This window comes from Pseudomonas fulva (assembly GCF_023517795.1).
Lineage (GTDB): Bacteria > Pseudomonadota > Gammaproteobacteria > Pseudomonadales > Pseudomonadaceae > Aquipseudomonas > Aquipseudomonas fulva_D.
The window spans coordinates 3,154,883-3,171,866 of record NZ_CP082928.1; the positions used below are offsets into that span (position 1 = coordinate 3,154,883).

15 protein-coding genes are annotated in these 16,984 nt (G+C 66.7%); 11 read left to right on the plus strand and 4 right to left on the minus strand.

Translation table 11 applies throughout. The annotated features are described in order from the left end of the window. The first annotated feature begins 81 nt into the window (after window positions 1–81). From K8U54_RS14450 to K8U54_RS14470, 5 genes are all read left to right on the plus strand, one after another. Entirely contained in the window at window positions 82–699 is a 618-nt protein-coding gene (locus K8U54_RS14450) for a glutathione S-transferase N-terminal domain-containing protein (RefSeq protein WP_249906463.1), read from the plus strand. Window positions 700–750: 51 nt separating this feature from the next. Beyond that, window positions 751–1,164, plus strand: coding sequence for a ClpXP protease specificity-enhancing factor (locus K8U54_RS14455; RefSeq protein WP_249906464.1), 414 nt, complete (start codon window positions 751–753; stop codon window positions 1,162–1,164). Window positions 1,165–1,461: 297 nt separating this feature from the next. Next, window positions 1,462–1,827: a BON domain-containing protein gene (locus tag K8U54_RS14460; protein ID WP_075960093.1), complete on the plus strand. Its 366-nt coding sequence runs from the start codon at window positions 1,462–1,464 to the stop codon at window positions 1,825–1,827. Between the two features lie 53 nt (window positions 1,828–1,880). Then, on the plus strand, window positions 1,881–2,078 hold the full coding sequence (locus tag K8U54_RS14465) for a CsbD family protein (protein WP_249906465.1): 198 nt from the start codon (window positions 1,881–1,883) through the stop codon (window positions 2,076–2,078). Window positions 2,079–2,246: 168 nt separating this feature from the next. Then, window positions 2,247–3,155: a hypothetical protein gene (locus K8U54_RS14470; RefSeq protein WP_249906466.1), complete on the plus strand. Its 909-nt coding sequence runs from the start codon at window positions 2,247–2,249 to the stop codon at window positions 3,153–3,155. 21 nt (window positions 3,156–3,176) lie between these two features. On the opposite strand, the gene K8U54_RS14475 is transcribed toward K8U54_RS14470, so the two are convergent. Next, a complete protein-coding gene (locus K8U54_RS14475) occupies window positions 3,177–4,127 on the minus strand; it encodes a threonine dehydratase (protein WP_249906467.1) in 951 nt (316 codons plus the stop codon). 82 nt (window positions 4,128–4,209) lie between these two features. Here K8U54_RS14475 and K8U54_RS14480 point away from each other — a divergent pair, with 82 nt between their 5' ends. Next, window positions 4,210–5,550, plus strand: coding sequence for a PLP-dependent aminotransferase family protein (locus K8U54_RS14480; protein ID WP_249906468.1), 1,341 nt, complete (start codon window positions 4,210–4,212; stop codon window positions 5,548–5,550). A 69-nt stretch (window positions 5,551–5,619) separates the two neighbouring features. Then, entirely contained in the window at window positions 5,620–7,095 is a 1,476-nt protein-coding gene (amn, locus tag K8U54_RS14485; RefSeq protein WP_434059952.1) for an AMP nucleosidase, read from the plus strand. A gap of 579 nt (window positions 7,096–7,674) precedes the next feature. Here the strand turns inward: amn and K8U54_RS14490 are convergent. Further along, window positions 7,675–7,899: a hypothetical protein gene (locus K8U54_RS14490; protein WP_249906470.1), complete on the minus strand. Its 225-nt coding sequence runs from the start codon at window positions 7,897–7,899 to the stop codon at window positions 7,675–7,677. A 135-nt stretch (window positions 7,900–8,034) separates the two neighbouring features. Here K8U54_RS14490 and K8U54_RS14495 point away from each other — a divergent pair, with 135 nt between their 5' ends. Beyond that, entirely contained in the window at window positions 8,035–9,237 is a 1,203-nt protein-coding gene (locus K8U54_RS14495; RefSeq protein WP_249906471.1) for an HD-GYP domain-containing protein, read from the plus strand. Window positions 9,238–9,275: 38 nt separating this feature from the next. Here K8U54_RS14495 and K8U54_RS14500 read toward each other — a convergent pair whose 3' ends face one another. Next, window positions 9,276–10,343 (minus strand): ATP-binding protein, encoded by a 1,068-nt coding sequence (locus K8U54_RS14500; RefSeq protein WP_249906472.1) that lies wholly within the window; start codon window positions 10,341–10,343, stop codon window positions 9,276–9,278. After that, window positions 10,340–11,065, minus strand: a complete 726-nt coding sequence (locus K8U54_RS14505; protein WP_249906473.1) for a response regulator — start codon at window positions 11,063–11,065, stop codon at window positions 10,340–10,342. Before K8U54_RS14505 ends, K8U54_RS14500 begins: the two co-directional genes overlap by 4 nt. Window positions 11,066–11,316: 251 nt before the next feature. On the opposite strand from K8U54_RS14505, the gene K8U54_RS14510 reads away from it, so the two are divergent. Genes K8U54_RS14510 through K8U54_RS14520 form a run of 3 tightly spaced genes read left to right on the plus strand, consistent with a single transcriptional unit; the run spans window position 11,317 to window position 16,982 of the window. After that, window positions 11,317–12,363, plus strand: a complete 1,047-nt coding sequence (locus K8U54_RS14510; protein WP_249906474.1) for an efflux RND transporter periplasmic adaptor subunit — start codon at window positions 11,317–11,319, stop codon at window positions 12,361–12,363. Between the two features lie 15 nt (window positions 12,364–12,378). Continuing rightward, window positions 12,379–15,519 (plus strand): efflux RND transporter permease subunit, encoded by a 3,141-nt coding sequence (locus K8U54_RS14515; protein WP_249906475.1) that lies wholly within the window; start codon window positions 12,379–12,381, stop codon window positions 15,517–15,519. Window positions 15,520–15,521: 2 nt separating this feature from the next. Continuing rightward, complete coding sequence (locus K8U54_RS14520; protein WP_249906476.1) at window positions 15,522–16,982, plus strand: efflux transporter outer membrane subunit; 1,461 nt, start codon at window positions 15,522–15,524, stop codon at window positions 16,980–16,982. The last annotated feature ends 2 nt before the right edge of the window (window positions 16,983–16,984 follow it).

The window sequence follows — 16,984 nt, forward strand, 5'->3', positions numbered from 1 at the left end:
TCATCTCAGGGACTGCCGGGAACCGTCGCTAGTGATAGCGCTTCCCGGTGCGTTCACGTTTCACGAATCTGGAGGATCGCCTTGGCTGCGACCAACCGGTTGGCCTGTTATTCCGACGCTGCCGACCACTACTCTCACCGCGTCCGCATCGTGCTCGCCGAAAAGAGCGTCGTGGTGGAAATCATCGACGTGGAGCAGGGCCGCTTTCCCAACAAGCTGCTGGAAGCCAACCCCTACGCGACCCTGCCGACCCTGGTCGACCGTGACCTGGCGCTGTACGAGCCGACGGTGATCATGGAGTACCTGGAGGAGCGCTACCCCCATCCGCCGCTGATGCCGGTGTACCCGGTGGCGCGTGGCAATACGCGCCTGCTGATGCATCGCATCCAGCGCGACTGGTGCTCGCTGGTCGACCTGATTCTCGATCCGCGCAGCAAGGAAGCGGCCCGCGTGCAGGCGCGCAAGGAATTGCGCGAGAGCCTGACCGGGGTTTCGCCGTTGTTTGCTGATAAACCATTTTTCCTCAGCGACGAGCTGAGCTTGGTAGACTGCTGCCTGTTGCCGATCCTCTGGCGCCTGCCGGTGCTGGGGATCGAATTGCCAAGGCCGGCCAAACCGCTGCTCGATTACATGGACCGGCAGTTCGCACGCGAAAGTTTTCGCCAGAGCCTGTCGTCCGCCGAACGAGCCATGCGCTGACTCATTACTTTTGGCGCCCCGCAGCTGGCGCGCCCTGTTTCAGGAGGTTTGATGAACTCCAGTCGTCCTTATCTGATCCGTGCGCTGTACCAGTGGATCGTCGACAACGATTGCACCCCGCACCTGCTGGTCAATGCCGATTATCCAGGCGTTCAGGTACCGAGCAAGTTCGTCAGCGACGGGCAGATCGTGCTCAACGTGTCGCCCACTGCCGTGCGCGAACTGGCCCTCGACAATGACGCGGTGCGCTTCGAAGGGCGCTTCGGTGGGGTTGCCCACAGCCTGTTCGTGCCGTCGCCCGCCGTACTGGCGATCTATGCCCGGGAAAATGGCCAGGGCATGGTCTTCGACCAGGAGCCGCCGCCCGTGCAGAACGAGGTCGAGGACGTCGAAGAGCAGCAGACGCCGCCCGACGACGAGCCGCCGCGGCCAAGCGGGCGGCCCAGCCTGAAGGTCGTCAAGTAGGCGATCGCATCGCCTGTGGTACCCGAAATGCCGGTCTCGTGACCGGCATTTTTCGTTTCAGGCCGCAGGCGGCGCCGCTTGCATGATGGCATTAAGTCACTTCGTGCAATCTGCCTGAGCCGTTACGCTTGAACTTGCAGTTTGCACGGAGTGACAGCACTTAATATTTATTTAAATGTTTGATTTAAAAGGTTTTTTTATATTGAAAAAAGCTGGCACAGCGCTTGCGATATTCAGGGGGAAGCCACAGCCCTGAAGTTGGATGTGGCGAACTTGAATGAAACAGGAGTGTTGCCCATGAAACAGCCAATCAATAAGTTCGCTTTTGCCGCTATCACTGCGACCGCCCTGAGCTTGTCCGTGGCGGGTACCGCTTTCGCCGATACCTACAACAGCACCCAGCCGACCATGCTGGCTGCCAACACCATGGACAAGGCTGAAGAAGCCGTTTCCGACACCTGGATCACCAGCAAGGTCAAATCCGCCTTCCTGGCTGACGACGGCCTCAGCGCCCTGGACATCAAGGTCGAGACCAACAAAGGTGTGGTTGCCCTGTCCGGCGTCGTGAAAACCGAAGCCGAGCGTGACCTGGCTGTTGCCAAAGCCAAAGAAATCAAAGGCGTTCAGGCGGTTTCCGCTGACGGCCTGAAAGCTGCCGACTGATCATGTGCCAGGGCAGGCTCCTGCAGCCTGCCCACTTCCTTGGAGAATGCAGCATGAATTCCGACATCATCAAAGGTAAGTGGAAGCAGCTCGGCGGCGACATCAAGGCGCGCTGGGGCAAGCTGACCAACGACGACGTGGATGTCGCCGAAGGCCATAGCGAATACCTGGCAGGCAAGCTGCAGGAGCGTTATGGCTGGACCAAGGAACAGGCCGAGGATGAACTGCGCGATTTTCGCAGCAAGTACTGACTCGCCACTGGCGTGAAAACGCCAGACGTATCACTCGAAGCCCCGGCCCCGTGCCGGGGCTTCGTGCTTTCCGAGATATGAATCCTGGCGGGCAGGTGGCCGCGCTGTTTCAAGTTCATGGCGCCCGCGCCGATACCCTGAGCACACTCGCCAGGCACAGGATGTAGCATGTCGACCATCACCCCCTCCGGCGCCAGCTCCGTACCATCTGTCAGGACAGCTGCCGCACGCACGGCAGATGGCGCCAGTGCCTCGACGGCGAAAACGGCCGCAGGGCCCGATCAGCAGCCCTCGGTAACCGTTACCCTCAGCGAATACGCCCAGAAACGCGCGAAAAGCATGCGTGAGGCCTTTGGCAAGTTGAGCGAAATGCAGGCCAGGCAGGCTGAAACTCGCAAGGAGGCGGCACGCCAGCGCCTCGAAGACATCAAGCGACGCATCGAAATGCTCAAGCAACTGGTCATGGCGCTTGGGCCGGCAGCGGCGAAAGGCGCGCTGCGCCAGATCAAGCAATTGGCCCAGGAGCTGGGGCAGGCTGCCGCTGTGCTCAAGGAGCCGTCTGGTGGCACAGTATCATCGGTCGGTACAGTGGGGGCGAGCGGCGAAAGCGAAGGTGCCGCGGCGCAGGAGGCGGTTACGGCCGAGGCCGTGAGCGAGGCAGAGCCGACCGCCGAGGTGGCGGTCGAAGCCGAGGCTGAAGCTGGAACATCCGAAATGAATGCCGAGACCGCCGAGCTTGCGGCCGGTGAAGAGGCCGAGCAGGAGGATGAGCCTGGGGCTTCCCAGCAGGACGCCGCAGAACAGGCCCAGACGGCGATCAGCCAGGCCCGGCAGGAGCGCAACGAACGCCAGCGCCGCGCCGATGCCGAGGAATTGAAGAAAGTGGCCGCCCAGCTCAAACAGCTGCTGGCCATGGTGCGCTCGCAGATCAGCGGCAAGCCGGACGAAGAGAGCAGCAAGCTCGTCGAGGGCATCGACAAGCAGCTCGCCGAGCTCGAGAAGACTGTCGGCGACATGACCGGCGGCGGCCCATCCATCTCGGTATCGATCGGCGCGTCGCTGTCGATCAGCGTCTAGCCGGTCCGGGTCGATAGCGGCTCAGGCGAGGATCGCCGCCAGCGCCGCACGGTCGACATTGGCACCGCTGAGCACCACGGCGGCGCGTTCGCCGCGATTGATCTCGCGCTCCTGAATCAATGCCGCCAGGGCTGCCGCGCCGGCGCCCTCGGCCAGGTTGTGGGTATCTTCGTGGTAGATGCGCATGGCCTGGCGGATTTCCTCGTCGTCGACCCGCACGATCCTTGCGGCGCCCGCGCGGATGATCTCCAGCGCCTCGGGCTGCGGCATGCGGCAGGCCATGCCATCGGCGATGGTGTCGGCACTGTCGGTGCAGATGACCCGCCCGGCGGCGAAGCTCTGCGCATAGCCGTCGGCGGCGGTGCTGACCACGCCGATCACCTCGGTATCCAGGCCCAGCAGGTCGCGGGTGCGAATCACCCCGCAGATACCCGAACCCAGGCCGATGGGCACGTAGACGCGCTTGAGCGGCGGCGCGGCTTCGAACAGCTCCAGCGAGTAGGTGGCCACGCCGCGGATCAGGTCCGTGTGCAGCGACGGCACGAAATGCAGATCGCGCTCGGCCGCCAGTTCGGCCGCCCTGGCGCGGGCCTCGTCGAAGTCGCGGCCATGCTCGATCACCTCGGCGCCCAGCGCGGCCATGGCGGCATTCTTTTCCCGGGCGTTGCCCTGCGGCACCACGATGACGATCGGCAGGCCGGCCTTGCGCGCCGCCAGCGCCATGCTCTGCCCATGGTTGCCGCGGGTAGCCGAGATCAACCCACTGACGGCCGGTTCACGGCGTAGCAGGGTATCCACGTAGACCAGCCCGCCGCGCACCTTGAAGGCGCCGGTCGGCGTGTGGTTCTCGTGCTTGACCCACACCTCGCAGCCCAGCCGCTGGGCCAGCAACGGCCAGGCGAACTGCGGCGTCGCCGGAACGCTCGGACGGATCAGGGTGACGGCTTTGCGCAGGGCGGCGAGGTCGAACATCGGCTGGTGCTCCGGGTGGGCTTTGACCCGATGCTACGGCTCGGGCATTGTATGGGTAAATCTTTATATTGCATGGCAAGCAATGTGGTTACCTGACCTCCAGGGCAGTACGCTGCCCACCTACCTGGCGTTGGTCGAGGCTATCGCGACGGCCATCGGCACGGGCGAGCTCAAGCCCGGTGAACGGCTGCCGCCGCAACGGCGACTGGCCTGGGCCCTGGGCATCAACCCGAGCACGGTGATGCAGGCGTATCGCGAGGCGGCGCGGCGGCACCTGGTGTCCGGCGAGGTGGGCCGCGGCACCTACGTGTTGGCCGATAGCCACGAAGCCAGCCTGTTCCACCTCAAGCAGCCGCGACTGCCGGCCGATGGCATCGACCTGTCGACCAACGTGCCGGTGCACGATGGCGGCAGCGATGACCTGTCGCGCACCCTGCAGCGCCTGATCGCCGAAGGGCGCCTGGATGCCCTGCAGGCCTATGCGCCGGCCGAGCTCGAGCAGCGCGGCCGGGTGGCGGTCAGCCAGTGGCTGCAGCAGCGCGGTGTGCATACGCCACCGTCCCAGGTGGCGCTGTGTGCCGGCGCGCAGCAGGGCGTGTCGGCGGCGCTGCTGGCGCTCTGCGAAGCCGGCGACCCGGTGCTTGCCGAAGCCTTCACCGCGCCGGGCATCAAGGCCGCCGCGCGCCAGCTACGGCTGCCGCTGCATGGCGTGGCCATGGATGAGCGCGGCATTCTTCCCCAGGATCTCGATCGCCAGGTGCGCGCCACCGGCGCCCGGGTGCTGGTGCTCACCCCCTGCCTGCAGAATCCCACCGGCAGCAGCATGGATGGCGAGCGCCGCCAGCGCATTGCCGAGCTGGTGGAGCGCCATGGGCTGTGGCTGATCGAGGACGACGTTTACGGCGCCCTCGGCAGCCAGGCGCCATTGGCTGCAGCGTTGCCGGCGCGCAGCCTGCTGGTCGGCAGCCTGTCGAAAACCGTGGCGCCGGGCCTGCGCCTGGGCTTCATGCAGGGGCCGCAAGCGCTGCTCAAGCGCATCGATCCGCAGGGGCATGCCACCAGCTGGGCGGTATCGCCGCTGTGCCTGGCACTGGCCTGCGAGTGGATCGAGGATGGCACCGCCGCGCGCAAGCTGGCCTGGCAGCGTAATGAATTGCAGCAGCGCTGGCGCCTGGCGAGCCGCGTGCTGGGCCCGCGCATGCCGCTGGGGCGCGAGGTGGCGCCGCACCTGTGGTTGCAACCGCGGGACAGCGCCGCACTGGTGACGGCCTGCCGGGCGGCCGGCGTGGAGGTGGTACCGGCGGACGTGTTCGCGGTCGGCCCGGCCCAGGCCAGTGCGATTCGCATCAGCCTGGCCGCCGCACGCAGCCGCGCCGAACTCAAGCAGGCGCTGGAGCGCATCGCCGAAGCCTGGCCGTTATGAACGCCCCTTGCACCTTCACAGTAATAAGTGTCAGCTATGATCCGTGAAATTCACGATAAGGAACCGTGCATGCCCCTTTCTACAGACGGCGCTTTTATCGTCGTCAACACTGCCGAAGAAGCCGTTGACCGCCTGGCTGCGCTGCATCAGCGCGCCACCGAGGGCCTGAGCCAGGCGCTCAAGCGCTACCTGAAAGACCGCGTGCGGCCCAGTGCCGAGGAACAGGAGCTGTTTCGCTACCCCGAGCTGCGCCTGACCTACGACTGCCAGGGCGAAGTGCCGACCACCGTGCGTGCCTACGCCAAGGTGCAGGTGCCCGGCACCTACCGCGTCACCATCACCCATCCGGCGGCATTCCGTAAGTACCTGCTCGAGCAACTGCAGCCGCTGATGGCCGACTTCACCCTGACCGTCGAAGTCGGCGTCAGCCAGCAATACATTCCCTATCCCTACGTGGTGGAGCAGGGCGACGAACTGGCCGGCTCCGGGGTGACCGCTGCCGAGCTGGCGCGGGTGTTCCCGAGCACCGACCTGTCGGCCGCCACCGATGGCACCGCCGACGGTTTGTACGACTGGGAGAACACCGACCCGCTGCCGCTGGCGCTGTTCGACGCCGCCCGGGTGGACTTCTCCCTGCGCCGCCTGGTGCATTACACCGGCAGCGACTGGCGCCATGTGCAGCCGTGGATCCTGCTGACCAACTACCACCGTTACGTCGACCAGTTCATTCGCCACGGCCTGGACATGCTCAACGCCGAATCGCGCTTCGAGCGCATGGTGCTGCCGGGCAACGTGGTGATCTCCCGCGGCATGCCCGAAGGCGAGATGCAGGCGATCATCGAGACCGTGGTCTGGCACCGCTACCAGATGCCGGCGTACCACCTGCAGGCCGCCGACGGCGACGGCATCACCCTGGTGAACATCGGCGTCGGTCCGTCCAATGCCAAGAACATCACCGACCACCTGGCCGTGCTGCGCCCCCATTGCTGGCTGATGATCGGCCACTGCGGCGGCCTGCGTCAGTCGCAGACCATCGGCGACTACGTGCTGGCCCACGCCTACATGCGCCGCGACGGCATTCTTGATCGCGTGCTGCCGCCGCACATTCCGCTGCCGGCCCTGGCCGAGGTGCAGCAGGCGCTGCAGGATGCCGCCGCCCAGGTCACCGGCGAGCGCGGGGACGACCTCAAGCGGCGCCTGCGCACCGGCACCGTGCTGACCTACGACGACCGCAACTGGGAGCTGCGCTGGGCCCAGGAACGGCCGCTGATCAACCTGTCACGGGCGGTGGCGGTGGACATGGAAAGCGGCACCATCGCCGCCCAGGGCTATCGCCTGCGCGTGCCCTACGGCACCCTGCTGTGCGTGTCGGACAAGCCGCTGCACAGCGAGATCAAGCTGCCCGGCGCAGCCGGAGCCTTCTACGAGCGGGCGGTGACCCAGCACCTGCACATCGGCATCGCTGCCCTGGATCTGCTGCGTGGTCAGCTCAATTCGCTGCACTCGCGCAAACTGCGCAGCTTCGACGAGCCGCCGTTCCGCTGAGGACGTTGCGCTGAGAGCCTGTTCGTAATCTTTCAGCCCAGATTCGTCGATTTCGGCAGCTAAGTGGCGAAAGCGGCCGGTCGTCCCCGTTAGGGTGGCTGATGATTATCTGTGGGAGCGGGCCATGCCCGCGAAAAATCAAGGGCATGGACTAGGCGTCCCCGCCCTTACCGACATGAGTCCGCCAGCATTACCGAGTTGTTTATGTACTCGGTTCCGCTCTGACGAGCGGGTTACTTTTGGCATTGCCCCAAAAGTAACCAAAAGGTCTAGCCCCGCCATCCGGCCCCGGCTTCGCCGGGGTTCCCTCGCTTCATCATTGTTCCGAGGGCCCGCCGCGAAGGGCCATCCTTGGCCCATCGCAGCTCTCGCGACATCCATGTCGCTCAACCCTCTCCACAACGATTCCACTCGGCCTCCTGAAGGGGCGATTGGCGTCGTCAGTTACTTTTGTGCAAGAAAGACATTACAAAGCCAGCGATGACCGTCCGCTTCTGCCTTGTAGTTGCCGCTTCATGCGCGCAAATATCCTGAACAGGCTCTAGGACCAAGTCGCGCCGGGCAATCCGGCGCGGTGCTTTACTTGCGGTTTTTACCCACCATCATCTTCCAGCGGTTGCGGTTGAGCAGCACGTAGCCGGTGAGCTGCATGCCCGCGGCGATCACCAGGCTGCGGGTCAGGTCCGGGTCGGCGGGGCGTGGGCCGTTGTAGATCTGGTACAGGGCGTACAGCACGCCGATCAGGCCGAGAATGAAGAACACCAGGCCGAGAATGGTCAGGCGGTGAAGCTTGCGTGGCAGCATGGCAGCACATCGTCATGGAGAGCGGGGCGGCCAAACTAACTCGGAATCCGCACCGGCGCCAGCCACTCTGGCCTATCAAGTGTGCGCGGATGGGCTAGATTGATTGGCAGGCATCCATCTGTTCGCCGAGTCGCCATGCTGAAGAAAATCCCCACCCACGCCGTGCGCATCGGCATGTTCATCCAGGGCTTCGATGGCAACTGGCTGTCGCACCCGTTCTGGAAAAGCCGCTTCGTCATCGACGACGCCGAGGATCTGGCCCGTGTGCGCCAGAGCGGTGTCAGCGGTGTGTGGATCGATACCAGCAAGGGGCTGGACCTCCCCGGCCCTACCAGCGCCGCGCCGCCGCCTGCACCGGCCGTTGCCGAGGCACCGTCGGTGGTGGCCGCCGTGCCGGTGCACAGCTGCAGCGTGCGCGACGAGTTGCAGCGCGCCGCCAAGCTGATCAAGCGCTCGAAGAAGGCGGTCACCGAGCTGTTCCAGGAGGCGCGCCTGGGCAACGCCATCAACGTCGAGGGTTGCATGCCGCTGGTCGCCGATATCAGCGAGTCGCTGGCGCGCAACAGCTCGGCGCTGCTCGGCCTGGCGCGGCTCAAGCACAAGGATGAATACACCTACCTGCATTCGGTGGCGGTGTGTGCGCTGATGCTGTCGCTGGCCCGGCAACTGGGCCTGGACGAGGAGCACGCCCGGGAAGCCGGCCTGGCCGGGCTGCTCCACGACGTCGGCAAGATGGCCATGCCCCTGGAGGTGCTGAACAAGCCCGGCAGCCTGACCGATGCCGAGTTCGCCATCATGCGCAGCCATCCCGAGCGCGGCCACGCCATGCTGCTGGCGGCCGGCTCGCTGCCCGAGTCGACGCTGGACGTCTGCCTGCATCACCACGAAAAGTACGACGGCAGCGGTTATCCCGGCCACCTCGCCGGGGAGGGCATCAGCCTGCTGGCGCGGATGGGCGCGGTGTGCGACGTATACGACGCCATCACCTCCAACCGCCCCTACAAGCATGCCTGGAACCCGGCCGAGTCCCTGGCGCGCATGGCGCAGTGGACGGGCCACTTCGACACCCGGGTGTTCCATGCCCTGGTGCGCACGGTGGGGATCTACCCGCTGGGTTCGCTGGTGCGTTTGGAGTCCGGGCGGCTTGGCGTGGTGGTCGACCTGCTGCCGGATAAGCTGACCACCCCGGTGGTGCGGGTGTTCTTCTCGGCGAAGAACAGGGCGGCCATCGTGCAGCAGGAGTTGGACCTTTCCCGGCCGGGGGTCAATGACCGCATCGCCAGCCGCGAGGACCCGGCCGAGTGGGGCTTCAGCAACCTCGACGACTTCTGGCGCTAGGCCCTGTGCGAACCGTAGCGGCGTTCGCAGCCCCTCGTTCAGGCCTGCGCGGCCAAGGGCAGCTGCACGATAAACCGCGTGCCGTTCCCCGCAGGCACGCAGCGCGCCTGGCCGCCATGGGCCTGGGCGATGGCCCTGACCACCGCCAGGCCCAGGCCGCTGCCGCCGCTGTGGCGCGAACGGGAGGGCTCGCCGCGGCGGAACGCCTCGAACACCTGGGCAGCCAGTTCGGCGTCGATGCCCGGGCCGTTGTCCGTGACGCTCAGTTGGTAGCCGTCAGCCGCCACGCCGGCCTCGATGCGCAGCACGCCGGGGTCGGCATGGGCCAGGGCATTTTCCAGCAGGGCGCCCAGCGCCTGGCGCAGGCGAAATTCGTCGCAGACCACGCAGGTTTTCTCATCCAGCTGCAACTGCAGCGCGAAGCCGCGGGCCTGCAAGCGGCTGGCGAAGGCCTGTACGGTGGCCGCGATGCCTTCGGCGGGGCAGGTGGTCGCGAGGTCGAGCTGCAGGTGGTCGCTGTCATTGAGGCTCAGCACGCGCAGGTCTTCGATCAGCCGGCCAAGCCCCTCGACCTGGCGCAGCAGCCCTTCGAAGGTCTCGGTGCTGGGTGGGAACACGCCTTCGGCCAGGCCTTGCAGGCGCCCGCGCAGGATGGTCACCGGAGTGCGCAGCTCGTGGGCCACCGCAGCGTTCCAGAACTGCTGTTCGCGGGTCACGCTCTGCAGGCGCTCGGCCATGGCGTTGAAGTCGCGCACCAGCTGGCCGGTTTCGCCGAGCGCCCGGTCATCCGGCGCGGCACGGGCCTGCAGGTTGCCCTGGGCGATTTCCCGCAGGCTGTGGGCCACCGAGTTGAGCGGGGTGAGAATGCGCCGTGACAGGCGGACGCCCACGTAGCCGGCGATGCCCAGCGCCGCCAGGAGGGTGCCGACCATCCACAGCAGCTCGATGCCGGACGGCACCCAGGTTTCCGAAATGCTGCCGGGCGCGAGGGTCGAGGCCACGGCGTAGAACGCGTAGCTGCCGACGATCGACAGCAGGATCACGCCCGCCGCCATGATGCTCAGTGACAGCAGAATCTGCCGGCGCAGGCTCACCGCGCCGCTCATGTGCCGCTCCCGAAGCGATAGCCGACGCCACGTACGCTCACCGGCGTGCCGTGGATGCCGATGCTTTCCAGCTTGCGGCGCAGCTTGCTGATATGGCTGTCCACGGTGCGTTCCTGGGTGTCGCCTTCGGGGAGGCAGCCGACCAGCAGTTCGGCGCGGCTGAACACCCGCCTGGGGGTGCGCATCAGGGTGACCAGGATCTTGAACTCGGTCAGGGTCAGGTCGAGGGGGTATTGCCTGTCGTCGCAGCTGACCGTGGCCTCGTGGTGATCCAGGTCGACCTGGAACTGGCCGACGCGCAGCAGGCGGCTGCCGGCCGCACCAGTGGCCTTGGCGCGGCGCAATACGGCGCTGACCCGAGCCACCACCTCGGCCGGGTTGAAGGGCTTGACCACGTAGTCGTCGGCACCGATGCGCAGGCCCATCAGCTTGTCGATGTCCTGGTCCAGGGCGGTGAGCATGATCACCGGGGTGTCGCCACGGTGGCGGATTTCGGCGAGCACCTGCCAGCCGTCCAGGCGCGGCATCTGCACGTCGAGCAGCACCAGATCGGGCTTGAGCGTCTGGTGCTGGGCCAGGGCCTCCTGGCCGTCCCGGGCGTGCACGCTGCGCAGGCCGCCCCGCTGCAGATAGGCGGCGAGGATCTCGGCGATCTCGCTTTCGTCCTCGGCGATCAGGATCAGCGCGTCCTGGCGGGGTGTGGCGGCGGGCGGCAACGTCATGAATTTCACCTTTTCGGCTGGCCTCCACATTATCTCCACAAAAGCTCGAATCAATCCCGATTGTTTGCACCGACACTCGCCTCCTGATGCTGCGCCAGGTGCGCAGGCAACGAAACATCTGCGAGGTCGGTGAGGTTATGGGAAGTCGAAGAGGGCGGTACGTCATGGGCCTGTGCCTGTGCGCCCTGATACTGGGCGGTTGTGATTCGGCGCAGCAGGAGGCACAACCGGAACCCGTGCAGGTGTCGGTCATGGCGCTGACACCGCAGACCCTGGACATCAGCGAGGATCTGCCCGGGCGCGTCGCCGCCCTCAGAACCGCCGAGATTCGCCCGCAGGTCAGCGGTATCGTGCAGCGCCGGCTGTTCGAGCAGGGCGCCGACATCCAGGCTGGCGCCGCACTGTTCGAGATCGACGCCGCACCGTTCAAGGCCGAGGTGCAAACCGCGGCGGCCGCCCTCGAGCGCGCCCAGGCCGTGCTGGCCCGTGCGCGCATCCAGGCCGAGCGCCTGCAGCCGCTGGTGCGCGCCGAAGCGATCAGCCAGCAGGTCTACGACGATGCCGCCTCGCAGCGCGAACAGGCGGCCGCAGACGTGGCCCAGGCCGAGGCGGTGCTGGCGCGCAAGCGCCTGGACCTCAAGTTCGCCACCGTCAGCGCACCGATTGCCGGTCGCGTCGACCAGGCCCAGGTCTCCGAAGGTGCCCTGGTGGCGACCACCGACACGACGCCCATGGCCACCGTCCAGCAGATCGACCAGGTGTATATCGACGTGCGTGAGTCGGCCAGCAGCCTGGAGCACTGGCGCCATGCCCTGGGCAGCAGGCTGGCCCCTGGCGCCACCGGCGTACCGGTGCAGGTGCTCGACAGCAGCGGCACGGCCTATGGGCTGAGCGGCAGGATCCTGTTCTCCGGGATCAGCGTCGACGCCGGCACCGGCAACCTGCTGCTGCGCGTGCAGGTCGACAACCCCAACCACCAGCTGCTGCCGGGCATGTACGTGCTGGCGCGGGTGCCGCGGGCTCGCTACGCCGATGCCCTGAGCGTGCCGCAACAGGCGGTGCTGCGCCGTGATGGCCAGGCCAGCGTGTGGGTGGTCGACGCCGGTGAGAGGGTGCAGCGCGTGCCGGTCGAGCTCGGTGAGCTGGTGGCGCGTCACTACCGCATCGCCTCCGGGCTCAGCGCTGGTCAACAGGTGGTGATCGAAGGCCTCGAGCGCCTGGAGGAGGGCGTTGCGGTCAACGCGCGGCCGTGGAAGTCCGCCACCGCGGGCGAGCTGGCCAGCTCGCCCGCGCGTTGATCAGGAGAATTTCCCATGCCGCAGTTCTTTATCAACCGCCCGGTGTTCGCCTGGGTCATCGCCCTGTTCATCGTGCTGTTCGGTTGCATCGCCATTCCGCAGTTGCCGATCGCCCGCTACCCCTCGGTGGCGCCGCCCTCGGTGACGCTGTACGCCAGCTACCCGGGCGCCACGCCTAAGACCCTCAACGATTCGGTGGTCAGCCTGGTCGAGCGCGAGCTGTCCGGGGTCAAGAACCTGTTGTACTTCGAGTCCTCGGTGGACACCTCGGGTACCGCGCAGATCACCGCCACCTTCAAACCGGGCACCGATCCCGAGCTGGCCCAGGTGGATGTGCAGAACCGCATCAAGGCGGTCGAGCCGCGCCTGCCGCAAGTGGTGCGCCAGAGCGGCCTGCAGGTGGAATCCGCCGCCTCGGGCTTTCTGCTGATGATCGGCATGACCTCGCCGGACGGCCAGTTCGACGAGGTGCTGCTGGGCGACTACCTGGCGCGCAATATCGTCCCGGAGCTGCGGCGCATCGAGGGCGTCGGCCGCGTGCAACTGTTCGGCGCCGAGCAGGCGCTGCGCATCTGGGTCGACCCCAACAAGCTGACCGCCTTTGGCCTGACCATGGGCGACCTGGCCCAGGCCATCGAAGGGCAGAACGCGCAGATCGCCCCCGGTCGCGTTGGCGACGAGCCGGCATTGCCGGGGCAACGGCTGACCGTGCCGCTGACCGTCGAAGGCCAGCTGGAAACCCCCGAGCAGTTCGCCGCCGTGGTGCTGCGCGCCACTGCCGATGGCGCGCGGGTGACCATCGGCGATGTCGCCCGGGTCGAGCTGGGCGCCCAGTCCTATGGGTTTTCCAACCGCGAGAACGGCGTGCCGGCGACCAGCGCGGCGATCCAGCTGTCGCCAGGCGCCAACGCCGTGCGCACGGCCCAGGCGGTGCGCGACCGGCTCGCCGAGCTGGCGGCGAGCATGCCCGCGGGCATGAATTATTCGGTGCCGTTCGATACCGCGCCGTTCGTCAAGGTGTCCATCGAGAAGGTGATCTACACCCTGCTCGAGGCCATGGTGCTGGTGTTCCTGGTGATGTTCCTGTTCCTGCAAAACATGCGCTACACGCTGATCCCGGCCATCGTCGCGCCCATCGCGCTGCTCGGCACCTTTGCGGTGATGCTGCTGGCCGGGTTCTCGATCAACTCGCTGACCATGTTCGGCATGGTGCTGGCCATCGGCATCATCGTCGACGATGCCATCGTGGTGGTCGAGAACGTCGAGCGGCTGATGGCCACCCGTGGCCTGTCGCCGCGCGAGGCGACCCTGCAGGCGATGAAGGAGATCACCGGTGCGGTGATCGGCATCACCCTGGTGCTCACCGCGGTGTTCATTCCCATGGCCTTTGCCAGCGGTTCGGTGGGCGTGATCTACCAGCAGTTCACCTTGTCGATGGCGGTGTCGATTCTGTTCTCGGCCTTTCTGGCGCTGACCCTGACGCCCGCGCTGTGCGCCACGCTGCTGCGCCCGGTGAATGCTGACCACCATCAAAAGCGCGGATTCTTCGGCGCTTTCAACCGCGGCTTCGAGCGCCTGACCGAGCGCTACACCGGGCGCATCACCCGGTTGGTCGGGCGCAGCGGGCGGATGATGGTGGTATTCGTGCTGCTCTGCGGCGTGCTGGCCATCGCCGGGCAGCAGCTGCCGTCGTCGTTCCTGCCGGAGGAGGATCAGGGCTATTTCATGACCTCCATTCAGTTGCCGACTGGCGCCACCAGCGAGCGCACCCTGGATGTGGTCAAGCGTTTCGAGGCCCACGTGGCCTCGCGCCCGGCGCTGGATGCCAATCTGGTGGTGCAGGGCTTCAGTTTCTCGGGTTCCGGCACCAACGCGGCGATGGCCTTCACCATGCTCAAGGACTGGAAGCAGCGCAACGGCGCCACCGCCGCCGAGGAAGCGGCATTGGCCCAGGTGGCCATGGCCGACAACGTCGAAGGCACGGTGATGAGCCTGATGCCACCGGCCATCGACGAGCTGGGTACCTCCTCGGGCTTCACCCTGTTCCTGCAGGATCGCGGCAACCGCGGCGAAGCCGCACTGCTGGAGGCCCAGGCGCAGCTGCTGGAACTGGCCGGGCAGAGCAAGATCGTCAGCGACGTTTATCCTGACGGCCTGCCGCCGGGTGAGAGCATTCGCCTGAACATCAACCGGCCCAAGGCCGAGGCCATGGGCCTGTCGTTCACGGCGGTAAGCAGCACCCTGTCGGCGGCCATGGGTTCGCTGTACGTCAACGACTTCCCCAATGCCGGGCGTATGCAGCAGGTGATTCTGCAGGCCGATGCGCCCGCGCGGATGCAGCTCGACGACGTGCTCGATCTGCGTGTGCGCAATGCCAACGGCGGCATGGTGCCGCTGCGCGAAGTGGTGACCCCGGTGTGGAGCGAGTCGCCACAGCAGATGATGCGTTTCCAGGGCTTCCCGGCGGTGCGCATTTCCGGCGGTGCGGCGGCTGGCGTTTCCAGCGGCGCGGCGATGGCCGAGATGGAGCGTCTGGTCACCGAGTTGCCCCAGGGCTACGCCGTCGCCTGGACCGGGCAATCGCTGCAGGAGCGTCAGTCGGCTGCCCAGGCGCCGATGCTCATGGCGCTCTCGGCTCTGGTGGTGTTTCTGGTGCTGGCGGCGCTGTACGAGAGCTGGTCGATCCCGCTGTCGGTGATGCTGGTGGTGCCGCTCGGCCTGCTCGGTGCGGTGGCTGCGGTAATGCTGCGCGGCTTGCCCAACGATGTGTTCTTCAAGGTGGGGATGATCACCATCATCGGCCTGTCGGCGAAGAACGCCATCCTCATCGTCGAGTTCGCCCGCCAGCTGCACGCCGAGGGCCGCTCGCTGGTGGACGCCGCGGTGACCGCCGCACGCCTGCGCCTGAGGCCGATCCTGATGACCTCCCTGGCCTTCACCCTGGGTGTGGTGCCGTTGATGCTCGCCTCCGGTGCCAGCGCCGAAACCCAGCACGCCATCGGCACCGGCGTATTTGGCGGCATGCTCAGCGGCACCCTGTTGGCGGTGTTCTTCGTGCCGTCGTTCTTCGTGTTGGTGATGGGGCTGCAGGAACGCTTGCAGGGTTGGCGTGCACGGCGCACCCCTGGCTTGCCGCCGCTCGGTGAGGAGAAATGATCATGCGTTGTTTGCACCTAATCGCCCTGGTCGGTTGCCTGTCGGCCTGTTCAATGGCTCCCAGACTGGAGCGCCCGACGCCACCGGTGCCGGCCAGCTTTGAAGATTCGGGCAATGCCACCCTGGCGCATGGCGACGCCGTGCCCGCCAGCGAAATGGGCTGGCGCACGATGTTCGCCGACCCGCAGTTGCAACGCCTCATCGAGCTGGCCCTGGCCCACAACCGCGACCTGCGCCTGGCGGCGTTGAACGTCGATGCCGCGCGCTCGATGTTCAATATCCAGCAGTCCACACGCCTGCCGTCGGTGTCGCTGGATGCCAGCCACAGCCGCGAACGGGCGCTGGCGCAGGGCAATAGGGGGGAGTCGCGCCGCGAGGTGAGCAACCAGGTCGCCGTGAACGTCGGTACCAGCGCTTTCGAACTGGACCTGTTTGGCCGCGTGCGCTCGCTGTCCGATGCCGCCTTGGCCCGTTACCTGGCCAGCGAGCAGGGCCGCGATGCAGCGCAGATCAGCCTGATCGCGGCGGTGGCCGACGCCTACTTCGCCCGCCAGCTGGCCGACGAACAGCGTCAGCTGGCCCAGCGCACGCTCAAGGACTGGCAGCAGTCCCTGAAGCTGGCGCGGCTGCTGCAGGACGCCAAGCAGAACGGCGGCCTGGATGTCGCCCAGGCCGAAGGCCAGGTGGCCAGCGCCGAGGCCGACCTGCAGGCACGTCAGCGGGCGTTCGTCCAGGCTGGCAACGCGCTGCAATTGTTGGTCGGCGACGCATTGCCGGCTGACCTGCCGGCGCCGCGGGTGCTCGCGCTGCAACCGCTGGTGGCGCGCCTGCCGGCCGGCCTGCAGTCGGACATGCTGCTGCGTCCGGACATTCGCCAGGCCGAACAGACGCTCAGCGCGGCCAATGCCGATATCGGTGCGGCGCGGGCGGCGTTCTTTCCGCAAGTGTCGCTGACGGCCTCGTTCGGTTATGCCAGCACCTCGCTGGGCAGCCTGTTCGACCCCAGCCGTCAGGTCTGGCGCTTCGCACCGCAGGTCTCGCAGCCGTTGTTCCAGGCGGGGCGACTGCGTGCCGAACTGCGCCTGGCCAAGGTGCGCAAGTCCGAGGCGGTGGCTCAGTACGAGCGCGCCATCCAGGTCGCCTTTCGCGAAGTGGCGGATGCCCTGGCCGGTACGGCCACCCTCGATAGCCAGATCGAGGCGCAAATCCGCGTGGTGGCCAGTGCCCAGCGCCGCGTGGCGCTGTCCGGGCTGCGCTACCAGGCCGGGGTCGATGGTCGCCTGGAGCTGCTGGATGCCCAGCGCGGGCTGTACGCCGCGCAGCAGACATTGCTGGAACTGCGCCGCGATGCGGTCGTCAACAGCGTGGCGCTCTACAAGGCGCTCGGCGGTGGCCTGCGTGTGCGCACTATCATCACCGCCGCGCGCAGCAGCGCTGCCGACCCCGATCAACGAGAACCTTAGTC

Excerpts from the sequence above, each read along its gene's own strand:
- K8U54_RS14475 (WP_249906467.1), bottom strand. The coding sequence starts at position 4,127 with ATGTTCGACCTCGCCGCCCTGCGCAAAGCCGTCACCCTGATCCGTCCG.
- K8U54_RS14490 (WP_249906470.1), bottom strand. The coding sequence starts at position 7,899 with ATGCTGCCACGCAAGCTTCACCGCCTGACCATTCTCGGCCTGGTGTTC.
- K8U54_RS14480 (WP_249906468.1), top strand. The coding sequence starts at position 4,210 with ATGTGGTTACCTGACCTCCAGGGCAGTACGCTGCCCACCTACCTGGCG.
- K8U54_RS14465 (WP_249906465.1), top strand. The coding sequence starts at position 1,881 with ATGAATTCCGACATCATCAAAGGTAAGTGGAAGCAGCTCGGCGGCGAC.
- K8U54_RS14505 (WP_249906473.1), bottom strand. The coding sequence starts at position 11,065 with ATGACGTTGCCGCCCGCCGCCACACCCCGCCAGGACGCGCTGATCCTG.
- K8U54_RS14495 (WP_249906471.1), top strand. The coding sequence starts at position 8,035 with ATGCTGAAGAAAATCCCCACCCACGCCGTGCGCATCGGCATGTTCATC.
- K8U54_RS14515 (WP_249906475.1), top strand. The coding sequence starts at position 12,379 with ATGCCGCAGTTCTTTATCAACCGCCCGGTGTTCGCCTGGGTCATCGCC.
- K8U54_RS14460 (WP_075960093.1), top strand. The coding sequence starts at position 1,462 with ATGAAACAGCCAATCAATAAGTTCGCTTTTGCCGCTATCACTGCGACC.
- K8U54_RS14510 (WP_249906474.1), top strand. The coding sequence starts at position 11,317 with ATGGCGCTGACACCGCAGACCCTGGACATCAGCGAGGATCTGCCCGGG.
- K8U54_RS14470 (WP_249906466.1), top strand. The coding sequence starts at position 2,247 with ATGTCGACCATCACCCCCTCCGGCGCCAGCTCCGTACCATCTGTCAGG.
- K8U54_RS14500 (WP_249906472.1), bottom strand. The coding sequence starts at position 10,343 with ATGAGCGGCGCGGTGAGCCTGCGCCGGCAGATTCTGCTGTCACTGAGC.
- K8U54_RS14455 (WP_249906464.1), top strand. The coding sequence starts at position 751 with ATGAACTCCAGTCGTCCTTATCTGATCCGTGCGCTGTACCAGTGGATC.
- K8U54_RS14520 (WP_249906476.1), top strand. The coding sequence starts at position 15,522 with ATGCGTTGTTTGCACCTAATCGCCCTGGTCGGTTGCCTGTCGGCCTGT.
- amn (WP_434059952.1), top strand. The coding sequence starts at position 5,620 with ATGCCCCTTTCTACAGACGGCGCTTTTATCGTCGTCAACACTGCCGAA.